Below are 18,047 nucleotides of genomic sequence, written 5' to 3' on the forward strand. Positions count from 1 at the left end.
TCACATAGAATGCCGCAGACTTTAGCCCTGCTGGCGCAAATCAATGTCCACGATAGCAGCGAACATTTCAACGCTCGGCGCACGAATTCACGCAGCCGCCACGAAGGCGCAATGCGATCCTGCCGCCATCGGCCTGCTGGCCGTGAGCAAAACCAAGCCCGCCGAGGCCCTGCGCGAAGCTTATGCCGCGGGCCTGCGGGATTTTGGCGAGAACTATCTGCAAGAAGCCCTGGGCAAGCAAGCGCAATTAAGTGACCTGCCCTTGTGCTGGCATTTCATCGGCCCCATTCAGTCGAACAAGACTCGCGCCATCGCCGAGAACTTCGCCTGGGTACATTCCGTGGATCGCCTGAAAATCGCCCAACGCTTGTCCGAGCAGCGTCCCGCCGAGCTGGCGCCCCTGAATATCTGCATTCAGGTCAATGTCAGCGGCGAAGCCAGCAAGTCCGGCTGCGCCCCGCAAGACCTGCCTGCCTTGGCCAATGCCATCAGTGCCCTGCCCAATCTCAAATTGCGCGGCCTGATGGCGATTCCCGAACCGACCGAAGACCGCGCCGCCCAGAGCGCGGCTTTTGCCACCGTACGTAACCTGCAGGACAGCTTGAATCTGCCGTTGGACACCCTTTCCATGGGCATGAGCCACGACCTGGAAGCCGCCATCGAACAAGGCGCTACCTGGGTGCGTATCGGCACAGCCTTGTTTGGCGCCCGCGACTACGGCCAGCCATGACCTTTGAGCCAAGGAACCCTTTATGAGCACTACGCGTATCGCCTTTATCGGCGCCGGAAACATGGCTGCCAGTCTGATCGGCGGGTTGCGCGCCGAGGGCGTCGAGGCGGCCGCCATCCGCGCCAGCGCCTTGAGCGTCGAAACCCGTGAGCGCATCAGCCTCGCCCATGGTATTGCCACCTTCGCCAGTAACGCCGAAGCCATCGACGGCGCCGATCTCATCGTGCTGGCGGTCAAGCCGCAGAAGATGAAAGACGTCTGCCTGGCCTTGGCCCCGTCGCTGAAACCGAATCAGCTGATCGTGTCCATTGCCGCCGGGATCACCTGCGCCAGCATGAAAACCTGGCTCGGTGAGCAGCAACCCCTGGTGCGCTGCATGCCCAACACGCCCTCGCTGCTGCGTCAGGGCGTAAGCGGCCTGTATGCGACGGCGGGCGTCACAGCGACCCAACGCGAGCAGGCTGAAACCCTGCTGTCGGCTGTAGGTATCGCCCTGTGGCTGGACGAGGAAAAACAACTGGATGCCGTAACTGCCGTATCCGGCAGCGGCCCGGCGTACTTCTTCCTGCTGATTGAAGCCATGACCGCGACCGCCGTGAAACTGGGCCTGCCGCCGGAAGTCGCGAAAAAATTCACGCTGCAAACCGCTTTGGGCGCGGCGCTGATGGCCACCGGCAGTGATGTCGATGCTGCCGAGCTGCGCCGTCGTGTCACGTCACCGGCCGGCACCACGGAAGCTGCGATCAAAGCGTTCCAGGCCGGCGGCTTCGAAGCCCTGGTCGATACCGCGCTGGCTGCTGCCGCGCACCGCTCGGCGGAACTCGCCGAGCAACTGGGTAAATAATTTCTTAGGCCATAGAGGAGCAGACCGATGATCGGGCTGAACACCGCTGCAATTTACGTCCTGCAAACCCTGGGCAGTCTGTATCTGCTGATCGTGCTGTTGCGCTTCGTGCTGCAATTGGTGCGCGCCGACTTCTACAACCCCCTGAGCCAGTTCGCCGTACGCGCCACCCAACCGCTGCTCAAGCCGCTGCGCCGGATCATTCCGAGCCTGTTCGGCCTGGACATGTCCTCGCTGGTGCTGGCAATCATCGTGCAACTGATCCTGATGGCCCTGACCCTGCTGCTGGCGTACCACACCACCGGTGCCCCGCTGCAACTGCTGGTCTGGTCGATCATTGGCGTGACCGCGCTGTTCTTCAAAATCTTCTTCTTCGCCCTGATCATCAGCGTGATCCTGTCCTGGGTCGCCCCGGGCAGCCACAACCCCGGCGCCGAACTGGTCAACCAGATCTGCGAACCGGCCCTGGCGCCGTTCCGCCGCATCCTGCCCAGCATGGGCGGCCTGGATATCTCGCCGATCCTGGCATTCATGGTGCTCAAGCTGTTGGACATGCTAGTCATCAACAACCTGGCGGAAATGACCGGTATGCCGGATGTGTTGCGTTTGTTGATCTGACAAACAGCCTGTAGGAGCGAGGCTTGCCCGCGAAGACATCGGTACATCCGACACATCTTCCGGGCATGGAAAGACGCCTTCGCGGGCAAGCCTCGCTCCCACAGGATTGTGTTTCTCTGGTACGCCTCAGCCCTCCCGCTATTCCTTGGTTGCCCCTCCCCCCCGCGGTCTTTAGACTTACGCCTCATTTAAGCGAGAGCAGGGTCGATGTCCACGGTCTTTCCCAAAGATTCTGTTGGTCTGGTCACACCGCAACTGGCGCACTTCAGCGAACCCCTGGCCCTGGCCTGCGGGCGCTCATTGCCAGCCTACGATCTGATCTATGAAACCTACGGCCAGCTCAACGCCGAGCGCAGCAATGCCGTGCTCGTCTGCCACGCCTTGTCCGGGCATCACCATGCCGCTGGCTTCCACAGTGCCGACGAGCGCAAGCCCGGCTGGTGGGACAGCTGCATCGGCCCCGGCAAGCCGCTGGATACCAACCGTTTCTTTGTGGTCAGCCTGAACAATCTCGGCGGCTGCAACGGTTCCACCGGCCCGAGCAGCGTCGACCCGGAGACCGGCAAGCCTTTCGGCGCCAACTTCCCGGTGCTGACCGTGGAAGACTGGGTGCACAGTCAGGCGCGTCTGGCCGACTACCTGGGCATCGGTCAATGGGCCGCCGTGGTGGGCGGCAGCCTGGGCGGCATGCAGGCCCTGCAATGGACCATCACGTATCCGGATCGCGTGCGCCATTGCCTGGCTATCGCCTCGGCGCCCAAGTTGTCGGCGCAGAACATCGCCTTCAACGAAGTGGCGCGCCAGGCGATCCTGTCCGACCCGGAATTTCACGGCGGCGACTTCCAGGCCTTCGGCGTGATTCCCAAGCGCGGGCTGATGCTGGCGCGAATGGTCGGGCATATCACTTATCTGTCCGATGACTCCATGGGCGAAAAATTCGGCCGTGGGCTCAAGAGCGAAAAGCTCAACTACGACTTCCACAGCGTCGAGTTCCAGGTCGAAAGCTACCTGCGCTATCAGGGCGAAGAATTCTCCGGGCGCTTCGATGCCAACACCTACCTGTTGATGACCAAGGCCCTGGACTACTTCGACCCGGCTGCCGCGTTCAACGACAACCTGGCTGCGACCTTCGCCAACGCCACCGCCAACTTCTGCGTGATGTCGTTCACCACCGACTGGCGCTTCTCCCCGGCGCGCTCGCGCGAGCTGGTGGACGCGCTGATGGCGGCGAAGAAGAACGTCTGCTACCTGGAAATCGACGCGCCCCAGGGCCACGACGCCTTCCTGATCCCGATCCCGCGCTACTTGCAGGCGTTCTCCAGCTACATGAACCGAATTGCACTCTGAGGACACCATGAGAGCCGACCTGGAAATCATCCAAGACTGGATCCCTGCCGGCAGCCGGGTACTCGACCTCGGCTGCGGCGACGGCGAACTGCTGGCCTGGCTGCGCGACCACAAGCAAGTTACCGGCTACGGCCTGGAAAACGACGCCGACAACATTGCCCGCTGTGTGGCCAAGGGCGTCAATGTCATTGAGCAGGACCTGGACAAGGGTCTGGGCAACTTTGCCAGCAACAGTTTCGACGTCGTGGTCATGACCCAGGCGCTGCAAGCCGTGCACTATCCAGACAAGATCCTCGACGAAATGCTGCGGGTCGGGCGCCAGTGCATCATCACTTTCCCCAACTTCGGTCACTGGCGCTGCCGCTGGTACCTGGCGAGCAAGGGCCGCATGCCGGTGTCCGAGTTCCTGCCGTACACCTGGTACAACACGCCGAATATCCACTTCTGCACCTTCGGCGACTTCGAAGAGCTGTGCCGCGAACGCGATGCAAGGGTCATTGACCGGCTGGCCGTGGATCAACAGCATCGTCATGGCTGGGCCAGTAAACTGTGGCCTAATCTGTTGGGTGAGATCGGCATCTATCGGGTCAGCAGCCCCGGCCTGCAAGACCATAAGATCGCCATCTGAAACACCCGACACCTCATCTTTACGATCAGGCTGGAGCCGTCTTCCAGCCTCGACCAGGACATCGACACACGACATGACCAACCTCACTCAGCTCGTCCTGGCCAGCCATAACGCTGGCAAGCTCAAGGAACTCCAGGCCATGCTCGGCGCCAGCGTGCAGCTGCGCTCAATCGGCGAATTCAGCCAGGTCGAGCCCGAGGAGACCGGCCTGTCGTTCGTCGAGAACGCTATTCTCAAGGCCCGCAATGCCGCGCGCATCTGCGGCCTGCCAGCTTTGGCCGACGACTCCGGCCTGGCCGTGGACTTCCTCGGCGGTGCGCCGGGCATCTATTCGGCCCGCTACGCCGACGGCAAAGGCGATGCAGCCAACAACGCCAAGTTGCTGGAGGCGCTCAAAGACGTGCCGCAAGAGCAGCGTGGCGCCCAGTTCGTCTGCGTCCTGGCCCTGGTCCGGCATGCCGATGACCCACTGCCGATCCTCTGCGAAGGCCTGTGGCACGGCCGCATCCTCACCGCCGCCAGCGGCGAGCATGGTTTCGGCTATGACCCGCTGTTCTGGGTGCCGGAGCGTGGCTGCTCCAGCGCCGAACTCGGCCCGGAAGAGAAGAACCAGATCAGCCACCGCGCCCGTGCCATGGCGATCCTGCGCCAGCGTCTGAGCCTGTAATGACCGACACCCAACCGCTGTTCGCCGGCGCCGACGGCTTCTCTTCTCTGGCGCCGCGCCAGCCGCTGCCTCTTTTGCCGCCGCTGTCGCTGTATATCCACATCCCGTGGTGCGTGCGCAAATGCCCGTACTGCGACTTCAATTCCCATGCCGCCAGCCCCGTGCTGCCGGAAGAAGAGTACGTTGACGCGCTGCTGGCCGACCTCGATCTCGACCTGCCCCACGTCTACGGCCGCGAGCTGCAATCGATCTTCTTTGGCGGCGGTACGCCGAGCCTGTTCAGCGCCCAGGCATTAGGCCGCCTGCTCAAGGGCGTGGAACAGCGCATCCGTTTTGCCCACGACATCGAAATCACCCTGGAAGCCAACCCAGGGACCTTCGAGCAAGAGAAATTCCGCGCCTATCGCGGGCTGGGTATCAATCGCCTGTCCATCGGCATCCAGAGCTTCCAGGAAGCCAAGCTCAAGGCCCTGGGGCGCATTCATAACGGCGACGAAGCGATTCGCGCCGCCGACATGGCGCGTCAGGCCGGCTTCGATAACTTCAACCTCGACCTGATGCATGGCCTGCCCGATCAGTCCGAAGACGATGCCCTCGGTGATCTGCGCCAGGCCATCGCCCTGGCGCCGACGCACCTGTCCTGGTATCAGCTGACGCTGGAGCCGAACACGGTGTTCTGGAACCAGCCGCCGACCCTGCCCGAAGACGACATTCTTTGGGACATTCAAGAAGCCGGTCAGCAACTGCTGGCCGATAACGGCTACGCCCAGTACGAAGTCTCGGCCTACGCCCAATCGGGCAGGCCCGCGCGGCATAACCTCAATTACTGGAGCTTCGGCGATTTCATCGGCATCGGTGCCGGTGCCCATGGCAAGCTCAGCCACCCGGACGGCCGTATCCTGCGCACCTGGAAAACCCGTCTGCCCAAGGATTACCTGAACCCGGCCAAGGCGTTTCAGGCGGGCGAGAAGCTGCTGCCCCTTGAGGAATTGCCGTTCGAATTCCTGATGAACGCTTTACGTCTTACAAATGGTGTCGAGGCTGCATTATTTCGCGAACGCACCGGTCTAAGCCTCGATTCGCTGGCCCAGGCCCGCCGCCAGGCTGAACAGCGGGGCCTGTTGCAGGCCGACCCGAGCCGTCTGGTGGCGACGCCCCAGGGTCAGCTATTCCTCAATGACTTGCTGCAATACTTTCTGATCTAAGGACCCTGCATGGATCTCATACTCGACCTCCTGGCCACCGTCTCGCGCTGGAGCCGCAGCAACCTCTCGGAAATCGCCCTGGCTTTGGTAGGGTGCCTGCTGGTGTTGTTCGGCGCAGACTTCAAGGGTTGGGTCGAACAACGCATCAGCGGCCTGGCAGGCGCCTTGCGCGTCCCCTTCATGGCCTTGCTGTGCACCATCGGCAGCGGCCTGGCGCTGATCTACGCCACGCCCTGGATCGTGCGCGGGCTGGGCCAGTTCAACAACTACAGCCTGGCGCCGGTTCTGTTGGTGGTGTTGATATTGATCGGGGTTGTGGCGGACAGGAAATAAAACGGCGGGATGAATAACATTGTGGGACCGGCTTTAGCCGGGAAGGCGGTCGTACAGACGATAGAGATCTATTGAATGTACCGGCCTCTTCCCGGCTAAAGCCGGTCCCACCTGTTCGCCCCTGGATGGGCAGCTTTACTCAATCCTGCTTTTCGAACTTCAAATCCCACACACCATGCCCCAACCGCTCACCGCGGCGTTCGAACTTGGTGATCGGCCGTTCGGCCGGGCGCGGGACGCATTTGCCGTCTTCGGCCAGGTTGCGATAGCCGGGGGCGACGTTCATTACTTCCAGCATGTACTCGGCATAGGGTTCCCAGTCGGTGGCCATATGCAGCACGCCGCCGACCTTGAGCTTGCTACGCACCAGCTCAGCGAATTCGGGCTGGACGATGCGGCGCTTGTGGTGACGGCTCTTGTGCCATGGGTCGGGGAAGAACAGCATCAGGCGATCGAGGCTGTTGTCGGCAATGCAGCGATTGAGCACTTCGATCGCATCGCAATCGTAGACCCGCACGTTGGTCAGGCCTTGGGTCAGCACGCCATTGAGCAGCGCGCCGACGCCTGGGTAATGCACTTCGACCCCGATAAAGTCCTGATCCGGCGCCGCAGCGGCCATTTCCAGCAGCGAATGGCCCATGCCAAAGCCGATTTCCAGGGTGCGCGGCGCCGAGCGGCCGAACACCTGATCGAAATCCACCGGCGCATCGGCAAGCGGCAGGACGAACAGCGGACGCCCCTGATCCAGGCCGCGCTGCTGGCCTTCGGTCATGCGACCGGCACGCATCACAAAACTCTTGATGCGGCGGTGCTGGCGTTCCTGGCCTTCTTCGGCTTCAGGCAACTCTGGGGGCGGAACGTGCGAATCAGTCATCAACGGGCTCTTATCAAACAACAAGTTTTAACTCTGTGGGACCGGCTTCAGCCGGGAATACGCCTTCCCGGCTGAAGCCGGTCCCACAGGTTTAGCGGATCAGACCATCCAGCGGCGAGGAGGCGCTGGCATAGAGTTTTTTCGGCATGCGCCCGGCCAGGTACGCCATGCGACCGGCAATGACCGCATGCTTCATGGCTTCAGCCATCATGATTGGCTGCTGCGCGTGAGCAATGGCCGAGTTCATCAGCACCGCTTCACAGCCCAGCTCCATAGCGATGGTGGCGTCGGAGGCGGTGCCGACACCGGCATCGACCAACACCGGCACTTTGGTTTCTTCGAGGATGATCTGCAGGTTGTACGGGTTGCAGATCCCCAGGCCGCTGCCGATCAGGCCGGCCAGGGGCATGATCGCAATACAGCCGATTTCGGCCAGCTGGCGGGCGACGATCGGGTCATCACTGGTGTAGACCATCACGTCGAAACCGTCCTTGACCAGCACTTCGGCGGCCTTGAGGGTTTCGATCACGTTGGGGAACAGGGTCTTCTGATCGGCCAGGACTTCCAGCTTGACCAGGTTCTTGCCGTCCAGCAGTTCACGGGCCAGGCGACAGGTGCGTACGGCCTCGATGGCATCGAAGCAGCCGGCGGTGTTCGGCAGGATGGTGTAGCGATCCGGCGGCAGGACGTCCAGCAAGTTCGGCTCGCCCGGGTTCTGACCCAGGTTGGTACGACGCACGGCCACGGTAACGATCTCGGCGCCGGAGGCCTCGATGGCCAGGCGAGTCTGTTCCATGTCGATGTACTTGCCGGTGCCTACCAGCAGGCGCGACTCAAAAGTCCGGCCAGCCAGAGTAAACGGCTTGTCGCTGCGAACGTTGCTCATCGGAAATCCTCTTCAGGGTTGAGGTTCAAGCAGATTGGATCGGTCATCGGGCCAGGTGCCGCTCGCCGGGGCTAGCCGCCGCCGATGGCGTGGACCACTTCGACCTGATCGCCTTCTTTGAGTGTCGTGGACTCATGCTGGCTGCGCGGCACGATATCCAGGTTCAGCTCGACTGCGACCCGACGTCCGGTCAGATCCAGGCGGGCCAGCAAGGCCAGGACAGTCTCGCCCTCGGGCAGCTCGAAAGGTTCACCGTTCAACTGAATGTGCATGCGAATGGCAGCCATCATTTTAAGGGGCGAGCATTCTAGCCCGATCAGTCGGGATGACCAAGGCAAAGCCACGCCATTCGTCTATGGCGTGACTCGAGGGTCAAACGCCGCCGAGGCGCCAGGCGGTGATCCCCAGAAACGCCCAGCCAACCAGAAAGCACAGGCCGCCGAACGGGGTAATGATGCCCAGCTTGCTGACGCTGGTCAGGGTCAGCAGGTACAAGCTGCCGGAAAACAGCACGATGCCCAGGGTAAAGGCGATACCCGCGTAGCTGACCAGCCGCCCCGGGATCTGCGCCGCCAGCAGGGCCACGCCGAACAGCGCCAGGGCGTGAATCAGCTGATAGAGCACGCCGGTCTGGAAGATCGCCAGATACTCCGCGCTCAAGCGGCCTTTCAAGCCATGGGCGGCAAATGCGCCAAGGCCCACGCCGGTAAAGCCGAAGAAAGCGGCCAGCATCAGATAGCTACGAAGCATCAGGGACTCCAGTCAAAAATCGTTCAATCACACACGGTCTGTATAATGGCCCGCTCAACGGGTTCGGCCAAGCCATCTCTTATGCAGCGTAATCTCTTTCGACGTCTCTTCATCCTGCTGAAATGGTTCGCCGTGGGCAGCTTCGTACTGGTCCTGGCCCTGCGCTGGGTGCCGCCGCCCGGCTCGGCGCTGATGGTCGAGCGCAAGATTGAATCATGGATCGACGGCACGCCTATTGATCTGCAACGTACCTGGCAGCCGTGGGACAAGATCTCCGACGAGCTGAAAATCGCCGTGATTGCCGGGGAAGACCAGAAGTTTTCCGAACACTGGGGCTTTGACGTCGATGCGATCCAGGCTGCCGTGCTGCACAACGAAAAAGGCGGCTCGATCCGCGGTGCAAGCACCTTGAGCCAGCAGGTGTCGAAGAACCTGTTCCTGTGGTCCGGGCGCAGCTACGTGCGCAAGGGGCTGGAAGCCTGGTTTACCGTGTTGATCGAGACGCTGTGGTCCAAGCAACGGATTCTTGAGGTCTACCTCAATAGCGTGGAATGGGACGACGGCGTATTCGGCGCCCAGGCGGCGGCCGAGCATCACTTCCATATCAACGCCAGTCAGTTGTCAGCGCAACAGGCCAGCCAACTCGCCGCTGTACTGCCTAACCCGCGCAAATGGAGCGCCAGCCGACCGGACAGCTACGTCGCCAATCGCGCCGCCTGGATTCGCCAGCAGATGCGCCAGTTGGGCGGGGATGATTATCTGAAGGCGCTCAATAGCAGTCGGCACTTCTGAACATAGCATCGAACCCTGTGGAGCGAGTTGTGGGACCGGCTTTAGCCGGGAAGAAGCCAGTACACTCGATACATCTCTATCGCCTGTAATGCAGCCTTCCCGGCTAAAGCCGGTCCCACAATGGGATTGCCAAACAAAAAAACGCCCCGAAGATCGGGGCGTTTTTTTAAGCAGCAATCGACAACTTGAGCTTGTTCATCGCGCTCTTTTCCAGCTGACGAATACGCTCGGCAGAGACGTTGTACTTCTGCGCCAGGTCGTGCAGCGTGGCTTTCTCTTCTGCCAGCCAGCGCTGGTAAAGAATGTCGCGGCTGCGCTCATCGAGCACTTCCAGCGCCTGATGCAGATTGGCGGTGGAGTTGTCGGTCCAGTCGGAATCTTCCAACTGGCGAGCCGGGTCGTAGCGGTGGTCTTCCAGGTAGTTGGCTGGAGACTGGAACGCGCTGTCGTCGTCGGCTTCAGCAGCCGGGTCGAAAGCCATGTCCTGACCGGTAAGGCGGCTTTCCATCTCGCGCACTTCACGGGGCTCGACACCGAGGCTTTCGGCCACACGATGTACTTCTTCGTTGTTCAGCCAGGCAAGACGTTTTTTCTGGCTGCGCAGGTTGAAGAACAGCTTGCGCTGGGCCTTGGTCGTGGCGACCTTGACGATGCGCCAGTTGCGCAGGATGAACTCATGGATTTCCGCCTTGATCCAGTGGACCGCGAAGGAAACCAGGCGCACGCCCATTTCCGGGTTGAAGCGCTTCACGGCCTTCATCAAGCCAACGTTACCTTCCTGGATCAGGTCAGACTGAGCCAGGCCGTAACCGGAATAACTGCGTGCGATATGCACGACAAAACGCAGGTGGGCGAGAACCATCTGCCGAGCCGCCCCCAGATCCTGCTCATAATAGAGACTCTCAGCCAGTTCACGCTCCTGCTCGGGTGTCAGCAATGGAATGCTGTTGACCGTGTGCACATAGGCTTCCAGGTTCGCACCCGGGACTAAGGCATAAGCAGGTTGCAAAGAAGTGGTCATACGAAAAAACCTCCGACTCACATGACTCGTGCAGTTCAGCACTGCGAAATTGACCGGGAACCGCGAAACAAGTTCCCTTAAGCTGAAAAAGTCAATAGTTGAACGTGTATCAATAGCATTTTTACCGAGGTGCCAGCTCTCTAAGGTGGCGTGCCACCGCAATCCATGCACCGATATACCCTAACAGTACCGCCCCAAGCAAGAGCGAGAGACCATCTGCCGCAGGTACACCGGCCAGGGCAAAGTCGCTGCCGTACAAGCCTGCCAGTTCGACAACGGCACCGTTGAGCCAGTTCAGGCCATAAGCCAGAACGCCCCAGGACAGCAATCCCGCCCCCAGGCCATACAGCGCGCCCATATAAAGGAAAGGCCTGCGCACATAGCTGTCGGTACCGCCGACCAGCTTGATCACTTCGATCTCGACGCGGCGGTTTTCGATATGCAGGCGGATCGTGTTACCGATCACCAGCAAAAGCGCCAAAACCAATAGCACAGTCAGACCAAAGACAAAGCGGTCGCCCAGCTTGAGAATCGCTGCCAGACGCTCGACCCAGACCAGATCCAGCTGTGCCTGCTGCACCTTGGGCATTTCCGCCAGACGCGTACGTAACGCCTCTAGCGCGGGCTTGTCAACCTCGTTCGGCGTGACGACCACGACACCCGGCAACGGGTTCTGCGGCAATTCCTTGAGCGCCTCGCCCAGGCCCGACTGCTGCTGGAACTCCTTGAGCGCGTCGTCGCTGCTGACATATTCAGCATCGGCGACCCCGGCAATGGCCTTGATATCGTCGCGCAGCTTGGCGCCTTCGGTAGGGCTGGCGTCGAGCTTGAGGTACAGGGAAATCTGCGCCGCACGCTGCCAGGAGCCACCCAGGCGCTCGACATTGCTCAGCAGCAACGACAGGCCCATGGGCAGGCTCAAGGCAATGGCCATCACCAGACAGGTAAAGAAGCTGCCGATGGGCTGCTTGCCCAGGCGCCGCAGGCTGTCCAGCAGGCTGGAGCGATGGCTTTCCAGCCAGGCCGCGACCAGCGTGCCGAAATCCGGGCCGTCATCGTCATGATCGTGGCGTTTCTTTTTCGGTGGTGTCGGCTCGGCAGCTTTGGCCGCAACACGCTCTGACACTTTAGGACTGCTGCGTGTCGCACTCATACCCCGGCCTCCCCGTCACCGATCAGGCGACCACGTTGCAGGGTCAGCATGCGATGACGCATGCGGGCGATCAGCGCCAGGTCGTGGCTGGCGATCAGCACACTGGTGCCCAAACGGTTGATATCTTCGAATACACCCATGATTTCCGCCGCCAGGCGCGGGTCAAGGTTGCCCGTAGGTTCGTCGGCCAGCAGCAAGGCCGGGCGATGCACGATGGCGCGGGCGATACCGACACGCTGTTGCTGACCGGTGGACAGATCGCCAGGGTACAGCTCGGCCTTGTCCGACAGCGCCACGCGCTCCAGGGCCGAATCGACGCGCTTGGTGATCTCGGTCTTGGACAGTCCGAGGATCTGCAACGGCAGCGCGACGTTATTGAACACCGTGCGATCGAACAGCAACTGGTGGTTCTGGAACACCACGCCGATCTGCCGACGCAGGAACGGGATCTGTGCATTACTGATCTGGCCCAGGTCCTGCCCGGCCAGCAGCAGCTTGCCGGTGGTCGGGCGCTCCATCGCCAGCAACAGGCGCAGCAGCGTGCTTTTACCGGCGCCGGAGTGACCGGTCACGAACAGAAACTCACCACGTCGAACTCGAAAGCTCAGCTCGTGCAAACCGACATGACCATTCGGATAGCGTTTACCGACCTGTTCGAAACGAATCATGGGCGCTCCCGCTCCGCAAACAGAGCCTGGACAAAGGGCTGGGCCTCGAAGGTGCGCAGGTCATCAATACCCTCTCCCACCCCGATATAGCGAATCGGCAGACCAAACTGCTTGGCCAGGGCGAAAATCACCCCGCCTTTTGCCGTGCCATCAAGTTTAGTCAGGGCCAGGCCGGTCAGTTGGACCGTCTGGTTGAATTGCTTGGCCTGGTTGATAGCGTTCTGCCCGGTGCCGGCATCCAGCACCAGCAACACTTCGTGCGGCGCGTCGGCGTCGAGCTTGCCGATGACCCGGCGGACCTTCTTCAACTCTTCCATCAGATTGTCTTTGGTGTGCAGACGACCAGCAGTGTCGGCGATCAGCACATCGATGCCACGGGCCTTGGCGGCCTGCACGGCGTCGAAGATCACCGAAGCGGAATCGGCGCCGGTGTGCTGGGCAATGACCGGAATCTGGTTGCGCTCGCCCCACACCTGCAATTGCTCGACGGCAGCGGCGCGGAAGGTATCACCGGCGGCCAGCATGACTTTCTTGCCTTCGAGTTGCAGCTTCTTGGCCAGCTTGCCGATGGTGGTGGTCTTGCCCGCACCATTGACGCCGACGACCAGAATCACGAACGGCCGACGCGTGGTGTCGATAACCAGGGGTTGCTCCACCGGTTGCAACATCGCCGACAGCTCGGCCTGCAATGAGGCATACAACGCGTCGCTATCGGCCAACTGCTTGCGGGCGACCTTCTGGGTCAGGCTCTGGATGATCACTCCCGTGGCCTCGACACCAACGTCGGCGGTCAGCAAACGGGTTTCCAGTTCTTCCAGCAGTTCGTCATCAATGAGCTTCTTGCCGAGGAACAGGCTGGCCATACCCTCGCCAAGGCTGGCGCTGGTTTTCGACAGGCCCTGCTTGAGGCGGGCGAAGAAACCGGCCTTGCCTGGCTCGGCGACAGGTACAGGCGCAACCACGGCAGGCACGGTTTCAATAACAGGAGCGGTCACGGGCGGCGCGGCGACGACTGGTGCAGGCGCTACCGGAACGGCAACCGGGGCCGGGGCAGCAACCGGAGCAACGACCGGTTCAGGTTCAGGCTCTGAAGCAGGCGCAACCGGCTGCGGAATGATGGCCGACTCAGGTTCACCCATCGGAACATCAATACGCGGCAGTTCAGCCTCTGGCTCAGGCTCAGGCTCAGGTACTACAGCCGGCGCCTGATCCGGAATAGACGGCGTGACATGAGCCACCTGCTCATCGACCAGGGCCACCGGTTCTTCGGCTACCGGCAGGGTCAGCCAGGGTTGCGCGGCGGGCGCACCGGGTTGCACCGACTCAGCCACAGGCGGCACAGGGCTCGCCTCGGGCGCGGCAACCGGTGCTACCGGCGCTTCGGCGACAACCGGGGCAGTCGGCTCGACAACCGGCTCAGGGGCGGCAACGGGAGCTTGCGGGGGTTGTTCGGCGACGTTGTCCTGCGGCTTCTTGCGCAGCCATCCGAACAGGCCTTTTTTCTCGCCAGCCGGGGCTGGGTTCTTCTTGTCGTCGTTGGAACCAAACATGGAGGACGGCTATCTCACGGTAGCGATGCGCCAGAGCGGCGCCTCGGAAAATTCTGACATGCAAAACAGACTGCGTTTAGCACCGCTTGTTCGCACAAGCCTGTAGTGTTTCGCATCAATTCGAGCAAATTTAATGTTCATCGGGCATCACAAGGCATTTCAGCCGTGGTCCCGGATCGAACGGACCAGTATCCTAACACCCCCGCGCCCGCCGACGCTAAGTTCAAGCAGGCCGCCTTACAGGTTCAAAATACGAATGAATGCTCTAGCCCGCCGCGCCGCTGGCCTGCTGCTCGGCACACTTTGCCTGCCCATGACCGTATGGGCCGCCGACCCGCAACCCACCCACGAATACACCCTGGACAACGGCCTCAAGCTGGTCGTGCGTGAAGACCATCGCGCCCCGGTGGTGGTCTCGCAGATCTGGTACAAGGTCGGCTCCAGCTACGAAACCCCGGGCCAGACCGGTTTGTCCCACGCCCTTGAGCACATGATGTTCAAGGGCAGCGAGAAAGCCGGCCCCGGCGAAGCCTCGCTGATCCTGCGTGACCTGGGCGCCGAAGAAAACGCCTTCACCAGCGATGACTACACCGCCTACTACCAGGTCCTGGCCCGTGACCGCCTGAGCGTAGCCTTTGAGCTGGAGGCCGACCGCATGGCCCACCTCAAGCTGCCCGCCGACGAGTTCAGCCGGGAAATCGAAGTCATTAAAGAAGAACGCCGCCTGCGCACCGACGACAAGCCCGGCGCCAAGGCTTACGAGCGCTTCAAGGCCATGGCCTACCCGGCCAGCGGCTATCACACGCCGACCATCGGCTGGATGGCCGACCTCGACCGTATGAAGGTAGAGGAGCTGCGCCACTGGTACGAATCCTGGTACGTACCGAACAACGCTACCCTGGTCGTGGTCGGCGACGTGCAACCGGACGAGGTCAAGGCCCTGGCCGAGCGCTTCTTCGGTGCCATCCCGCGCCGCGCCGTGCCGCCTGCGAAACAGCCCCTGGAACTGCCTGAGCCGGGCGAGCGGCGCATCACCGTGCATGTGAAGACCCAACTGCCAAGCCTGCTCTACGGCTTCAACGTGCCGAGCCTGACCACCGCCACCGACCCGCGCTCGGTCAACGCCCTGCGCCTGATCTCGGCGATTCTCGACGGCGGCTACAGCGCGCGCATCTCCAGCCGCCTGGAGCGCGGTTCGGAAGTGGTCTCCGGCGCCTCGTCCAGCTACGACGCCTTCACCCGTGGCGACAGCCTGTTCATGATCAGCGCCTCGCCCAACACCCAGAAAAAGAAAACCCTGGCCGATGTCGAAGCCGGGATCTGGGGCCTGCTCAATGAGCTGAAAACCAAGCCGCCGACCAGTGAAGAACTGGAACGCGTGCGCGCCCAGGTGATTTCCGGGCTGGTCTACGAGCGTGACTCCATCACCAGCCAGGCCAGCACCATCGGCGAGCTGGAGACCATCGGCCTGTCGTGGAAACAGATCGACAACGAACTGAGTGACCTGCAAAGCGTGACCCCGGCCGATATCCAGCTGGCCGCCCGCACTTATTTCACCCGTGAGCGCCTCAGCGTTGCGCACGTTCTGCCTGAGGAGAAAGCCCATGAGTAAGCGCACGCTACTGGGCCTGCTGATCACTGGCGCCCTGATCGCCCAGCCACTGCTGGCCGACGAAGCCCCGGCCCCCGCCGCCCCTGAAGCCACCACTGCTGCACCCGCCGTAAAAGCCGAGCGCGGCAGCAACCTGGTGTCTCTCAAGGAACTCGACAGCAAGGCTCCGGCCCGCCGCAGCCTGAATATCCAGACCTGGAACACCGCCGAAGGCGCCAAGGTGCTGTTCGTCGAAGCCCACGAACTGCCGATGTTCGACCTGCGCCTGACCTTCGCCGCTGGTAGCAGCCAGGACCAGAACGCCCCCGGCATCGCCGTGCTGACCAACGCCATGCTCAATGAAGGTGTCAAAGGCAAGGACGTCGGCGCCATCGCCGCAGGCTTCGAAGGCCTCGGTGCGGAGTTCGGCAACGGCGCCTATCGCGACATGGCCGTGGCCTCGCTGCGCAGCCTGAGTGCCGTGGACAAGCGCGAACCGGCGCTGAAACTGTTTGAAGAAGTCACCGGCAAACCCACCTTCCCGGCCGACTCCCTGGCGCGGATCAAAAACCAGTTGCTGACCGGCTTCGAATACCAGAAGCAAAACCCCGGCTCCCTGGCCGGTAAAGAGCTGTTCAGCAAACTGTACGGTAACCACCCGTATGGCCATCCAAGCGAAGGCACCGAGAAGAGCATCCCGCCGATCACCCTGGCCCAGCTCAAGGCCTTCCACGCCAAGGCATACGCCGCGGGTAACGTGGTTATCGCCCTGGTCGGCGACCTGTCCCGCGACGAAGCCCAGGCCATCGCCGCCCAGGTCTCCGGCGCCCTGCCTAAAGGCCCGGCCATGGCCAAGCTGGCCGAGCCCGGCACCCCGGCCTTCGGTGAAAGCCATATCGAGTTTCCGTCCAAGCAGACTCACCTGATGCTGGCGCAACTCGGTATCGAGCGTAACGACCCCGACTACCCGGCCCTGAACATGGGCAACTCGATCCTCGGCGGCGGCGGTTTCGGCAGCCGCCTGATGACCGAAGTGCGGGAAAAACGCGGCCTGACCTACGGCGTATCCTCGGGCTTCACCTCGATGCGCGTGCAAGGCCCGTTCATGATCAGCCTGCAGACCCGCGCCGACGTCAGCGAAGGCACCCTGAAGCTGGTCAAGGACATCCTGCGCGACTTCCTCGCCAATGGCCCGACCCAGAAAGAACTCGACGACGCCAAGCGCGAACTGGCCGGCAGCTTCCCGCTGTCCACCGCCAGCAACAGCGATATCGTCGGGCAACTGGGCGCCATCGGCTTCTATGACCTGCCGCTGACTTACCTGGAGGACTTCATGAACAAGTCCCAGGACGTCACCATCGAGCAGATCAAAGAGGCCATGAACAAACACCTGAGCGCCGACAAAATGGTCATCGTCACGGCCGGTCCGACCGTGCCGCAGAAACCCTTGCCGCCGCCCACCGACAGACCTGCTGAACAACCTCTCGGGGTTCCGGAGCACTAATGGCCAATCCACGCCCAAAGAGCCATAACGGCCTGGGCCAACTGCGCATCATCGGAGGCGAATGGGGCAGCCGTCGCCTGACCTTCCCCGACGCCCCGGGCCTGCGCCCGACCCCTGATCGCGTACGCGAAACCCTGTTCAACTGGCTCACCGCGCACATCGAAGGCGCCCACGTGCTCGACGTCTTCACCGGCAGCGGCGCGCTGTTCTTCGAAGCCCTGTCCCGTGGCGCCAGCAAAGGCCTGGCCCTGGACAACAGCGGCGCGGCGGTCGCCAGCCTGAAACAGAACCTGGCCCTGCTCAACTGCACCACCGGCCAGATCGCCCAGACCGACGCCCTGCGCCACCTGGAAACCGCCCCGGCCGAAGCCTTCGACGTCGTCTTCCTCGACCCGCCCTTCCACCAGGGCCTGCTGGCCAGCGCCTGCACCCTGCTGGAAAGCCACGGCTGGCTCAAGGACAACGCCTGGATCTACACCGAAAGCGAAACCCCACCCTCCACCACCGGTCTGCCAGGCAACTGGCGCCTGCACCGCGAGAAAAAAGCCGGGCAGGTGTATTACGCGCTGTGGCAAAGGGGCTGAGCCAACCGCCACGCATAACCACAGAACCAAGGCGGGATCGGCTTTAGTCGGGAAGACGGTATAGCAGGCGAGCAATTCTATTGACCCTGCCTACACCTTCCCGGCTAAAGCCGGTCCCACGAAGCCACACAAACTCAACTGCTTGGGCTGTTCCTGGCAGGCGCCAACTCGTTGGCGAGCAGCCCCGACACGGTACATCAGGGACCGGCCACCACCTCCCGCCAACCATCACTCACCCAAAACGATTTTTTTTGAGCGTAATCAGTCATCTAGGGTTTACAAGCAGCAAAGACTCTATATAC

Annotated in this window: 20 protein-coding genes; 12 read left to right on the forward strand and 8 right to left on the reverse strand. The window is 62.0% G+C overall.

Annotated elements, in window-relative coordinates:
* The first annotated feature begins 43 nt into the window (after window positions 1-43).
* From AC1Z24_RS29930 to AC1Z24_RS29965, 8 genes are all read left to right on the forward strand, one after another.
* Window positions 44-730, forward strand: a complete 687-nt coding sequence (locus AC1Z24_RS29930) for a YggS family pyridoxal phosphate-dependent enzyme (RefSeq protein WP_483743853.1) — start codon at window positions 44-46, stop codon at window positions 728-730.
* A gap of 22 nt (window positions 731-752) precedes the next feature.
* Complete coding sequence (gene proC / locus AC1Z24_RS29935; protein ID WP_483743854.1) at window positions 753-1,574, forward strand: pyrroline-5-carboxylate reductase; 822 nt, start codon at window positions 753-755, stop codon at window positions 1,572-1,574.
* A 27-nt stretch (window positions 1,575-1,601) separates the two neighbouring features.
* Window positions 1,602-2,192: a YggT family protein gene (locus AC1Z24_RS29940; protein ID WP_483743855.1), complete on the forward strand. Its 591-nt coding sequence runs from the start codon at window positions 1,602-1,604 to the stop codon at window positions 2,190-2,192.
* Between the two features lie 207 nt (window positions 2,193-2,399).
* On the forward strand, window positions 2,400-3,539 hold the full coding sequence (metX, locus tag AC1Z24_RS29945) for a homoserine O-succinyltransferase MetX (protein WP_413302982.1): 1,140 nt from the start codon (window positions 2,400-2,402) through the stop codon (window positions 3,537-3,539).
* A gap of 7 nt (window positions 3,540-3,546) precedes the next feature.
* Window positions 3,547-4,167: a methionine biosynthesis protein MetW gene (metW, locus tag AC1Z24_RS29950; RefSeq protein ID WP_259104094.1), complete on the forward strand. Its 621-nt coding sequence runs from the start codon at window positions 3,547-3,549 to the stop codon at window positions 4,165-4,167.
* Window positions 4,168-4,240: 73 nt separating this feature from the next.
* Window positions 4,241-4,834, forward strand: a complete 594-nt coding sequence (gene rdgB / locus AC1Z24_RS29955) for an RdgB/HAM1 family non-canonical purine NTP pyrophosphatase (RefSeq protein ID WP_483743856.1) — start codon at window positions 4,241-4,243, stop codon at window positions 4,832-4,834.
* Complete coding sequence (gene hemW, locus AC1Z24_RS29960) at window positions 4,834-6,039, forward strand: radical SAM family heme chaperone HemW (RefSeq protein ID WP_483743857.1); 1,206 nt, start codon at window positions 4,834-4,836, stop codon at window positions 6,037-6,039. Before rdgB ends, hemW begins: the two co-directional genes overlap by 1 nt.
* A 9-nt stretch (window positions 6,040-6,048) precedes the next feature.
* On the forward strand, window positions 6,049-6,372 hold the full coding sequence (locus AC1Z24_RS29965; protein WP_483743858.1) for a DUF3392 domain-containing protein: 324 nt from the start codon (window positions 6,049-6,051) through the stop codon (window positions 6,370-6,372).
* A gap of 139 nt (window positions 6,373-6,511) precedes the next feature.
* On the opposite strand, the gene trmB is transcribed toward AC1Z24_RS29965, so the two are convergent.
* The 4 genes from trmB to AC1Z24_RS29985 all read right to left on the reverse strand — a co-directional run bounded on the left by trmB (window position 6,512) and on the right by AC1Z24_RS29985 (window position 8,882).
* On the reverse strand, window positions 6,512-7,159 hold the full coding sequence (trmB, locus tag AC1Z24_RS29970) for a tRNA (guanosine(46)-N7)-methyltransferase TrmB (RefSeq protein ID WP_483746745.1): 648 nt from the start codon (window positions 7,157-7,159) through the stop codon (window positions 6,512-6,514).
* A 178-nt stretch (window positions 7,160-7,337) separates the two neighbouring features.
* Window positions 7,338-8,132: a thiazole synthase gene (locus AC1Z24_RS29975; RefSeq protein WP_483743859.1), complete on the reverse strand. Its 795-nt coding sequence runs from the start codon at window positions 8,130-8,132 to the stop codon at window positions 7,338-7,340.
* A 71-nt stretch (window positions 8,133-8,203) separates the two neighbouring features.
* A complete protein-coding gene (gene thiS / locus AC1Z24_RS29980) occupies window positions 8,204-8,404 on the reverse strand; it encodes a sulfur carrier protein ThiS (protein WP_259104086.1) in 201 nt (66 codons plus the stop codon).
* A gap of 100 nt (window positions 8,405-8,504) precedes the next feature.
* Window positions 8,505-8,882 carry a DUF423 domain-containing protein gene (locus AC1Z24_RS29985; RefSeq protein WP_483743860.1) on the reverse strand — a complete coding sequence of 126 codons (378 nt, stop codon included), beginning with the start codon at window positions 8,880-8,882 and terminating at the stop codon, window positions 8,505-8,507.
* Window positions 8,883-8,963: 81 nt separating this feature from the next.
* Here AC1Z24_RS29985 and mtgA point away from each other — a divergent pair, with 81 nt between their 5' ends.
* A complete protein-coding gene (gene mtgA / locus AC1Z24_RS29990; RefSeq protein WP_483743861.1) occupies window positions 8,964-9,674 on the forward strand; it encodes a monofunctional biosynthetic peptidoglycan transglycosylase in 711 nt (236 codons plus the stop codon).
* Window positions 9,675-9,840: 166 nt separating this feature from the next.
* Here mtgA and rpoH read toward each other — a convergent pair whose 3' ends face one another.
* The 4 genes from rpoH to ftsY all read right to left on the reverse strand — a co-directional run bounded on the left by rpoH (window position 9,841) and on the right by ftsY (window position 14,066).
* Window positions 9,841-10,695, reverse strand: a complete 855-nt coding sequence (gene rpoH / locus AC1Z24_RS29995; RefSeq protein WP_259104083.1) for an RNA polymerase sigma factor RpoH — start codon at window positions 10,693-10,695, stop codon at window positions 9,841-9,843.
* A gap of 121 nt (window positions 10,696-10,816) precedes the next feature.
* Complete coding sequence (gene ftsX, locus AC1Z24_RS30000; RefSeq protein ID WP_483743862.1) at window positions 10,817-11,848, reverse strand: permease-like cell division protein FtsX; 1,032 nt, start codon at window positions 11,846-11,848, stop codon at window positions 10,817-10,819.
* Window positions 11,845-12,516 (reverse strand): cell division ATP-binding protein FtsE, encoded by a 672-nt coding sequence (gene ftsE, locus AC1Z24_RS30005; RefSeq protein ID WP_259104081.1) that lies wholly within the window; start codon window positions 12,514-12,516, stop codon window positions 11,845-11,847. Before ftsE ends, ftsX begins: the two co-directional genes overlap by 4 nt.
* The gene (gene ftsY / locus AC1Z24_RS30010) at window positions 12,513-14,066 is read right to left on the reverse strand and encodes a signal recognition particle-docking protein FtsY (protein WP_483743863.1); all 1,554 of its coding nucleotides are present in this window, start codon (window positions 14,064-14,066) and stop codon (window positions 12,513-12,515) included. Before ftsY ends, ftsE begins: the two co-directional genes overlap by 4 nt.
* A gap of 256 nt (window positions 14,067-14,322) precedes the next feature.
* Between ftsY and AC1Z24_RS30015 the strand changes: the two genes are divergently transcribed.
* The 3 genes from AC1Z24_RS30015 to rsmD are packed head-to-tail and all read left to right on the forward strand — an operon-like array spanning window position 14,323 to window position 17,745.
* A complete protein-coding gene (locus AC1Z24_RS30015; RefSeq protein WP_259104078.1) occupies window positions 14,323-15,678 on the forward strand; it encodes a M16 family metallopeptidase in 1,356 nt (451 codons plus the stop codon).
* Window positions 15,671-17,161: a M16 family metallopeptidase gene (locus tag AC1Z24_RS30020; protein ID WP_483743864.1), complete on the forward strand. Its 1,491-nt coding sequence runs from the start codon at window positions 15,671-15,673 to the stop codon at window positions 17,159-17,161. The genes AC1Z24_RS30015 and AC1Z24_RS30020 overlap by 8 nt, the downstream gene beginning before the upstream one ends.
* Window positions 17,161-17,745 (forward strand): 16S rRNA (guanine(966)-N(2))-methyltransferase RsmD, encoded by a 585-nt coding sequence (gene rsmD / locus AC1Z24_RS30025; protein ID WP_483743865.1) that lies wholly within the window; start codon window positions 17,161-17,163, stop codon window positions 17,743-17,745. Before AC1Z24_RS30020 ends, rsmD begins: the two co-directional genes overlap by 1 nt.
* Window positions 17,746-18,047 lie beyond the last annotated feature (302 nt).

The organism is Pseudomonas sp. JL23, from assembly GCF_056933585.1.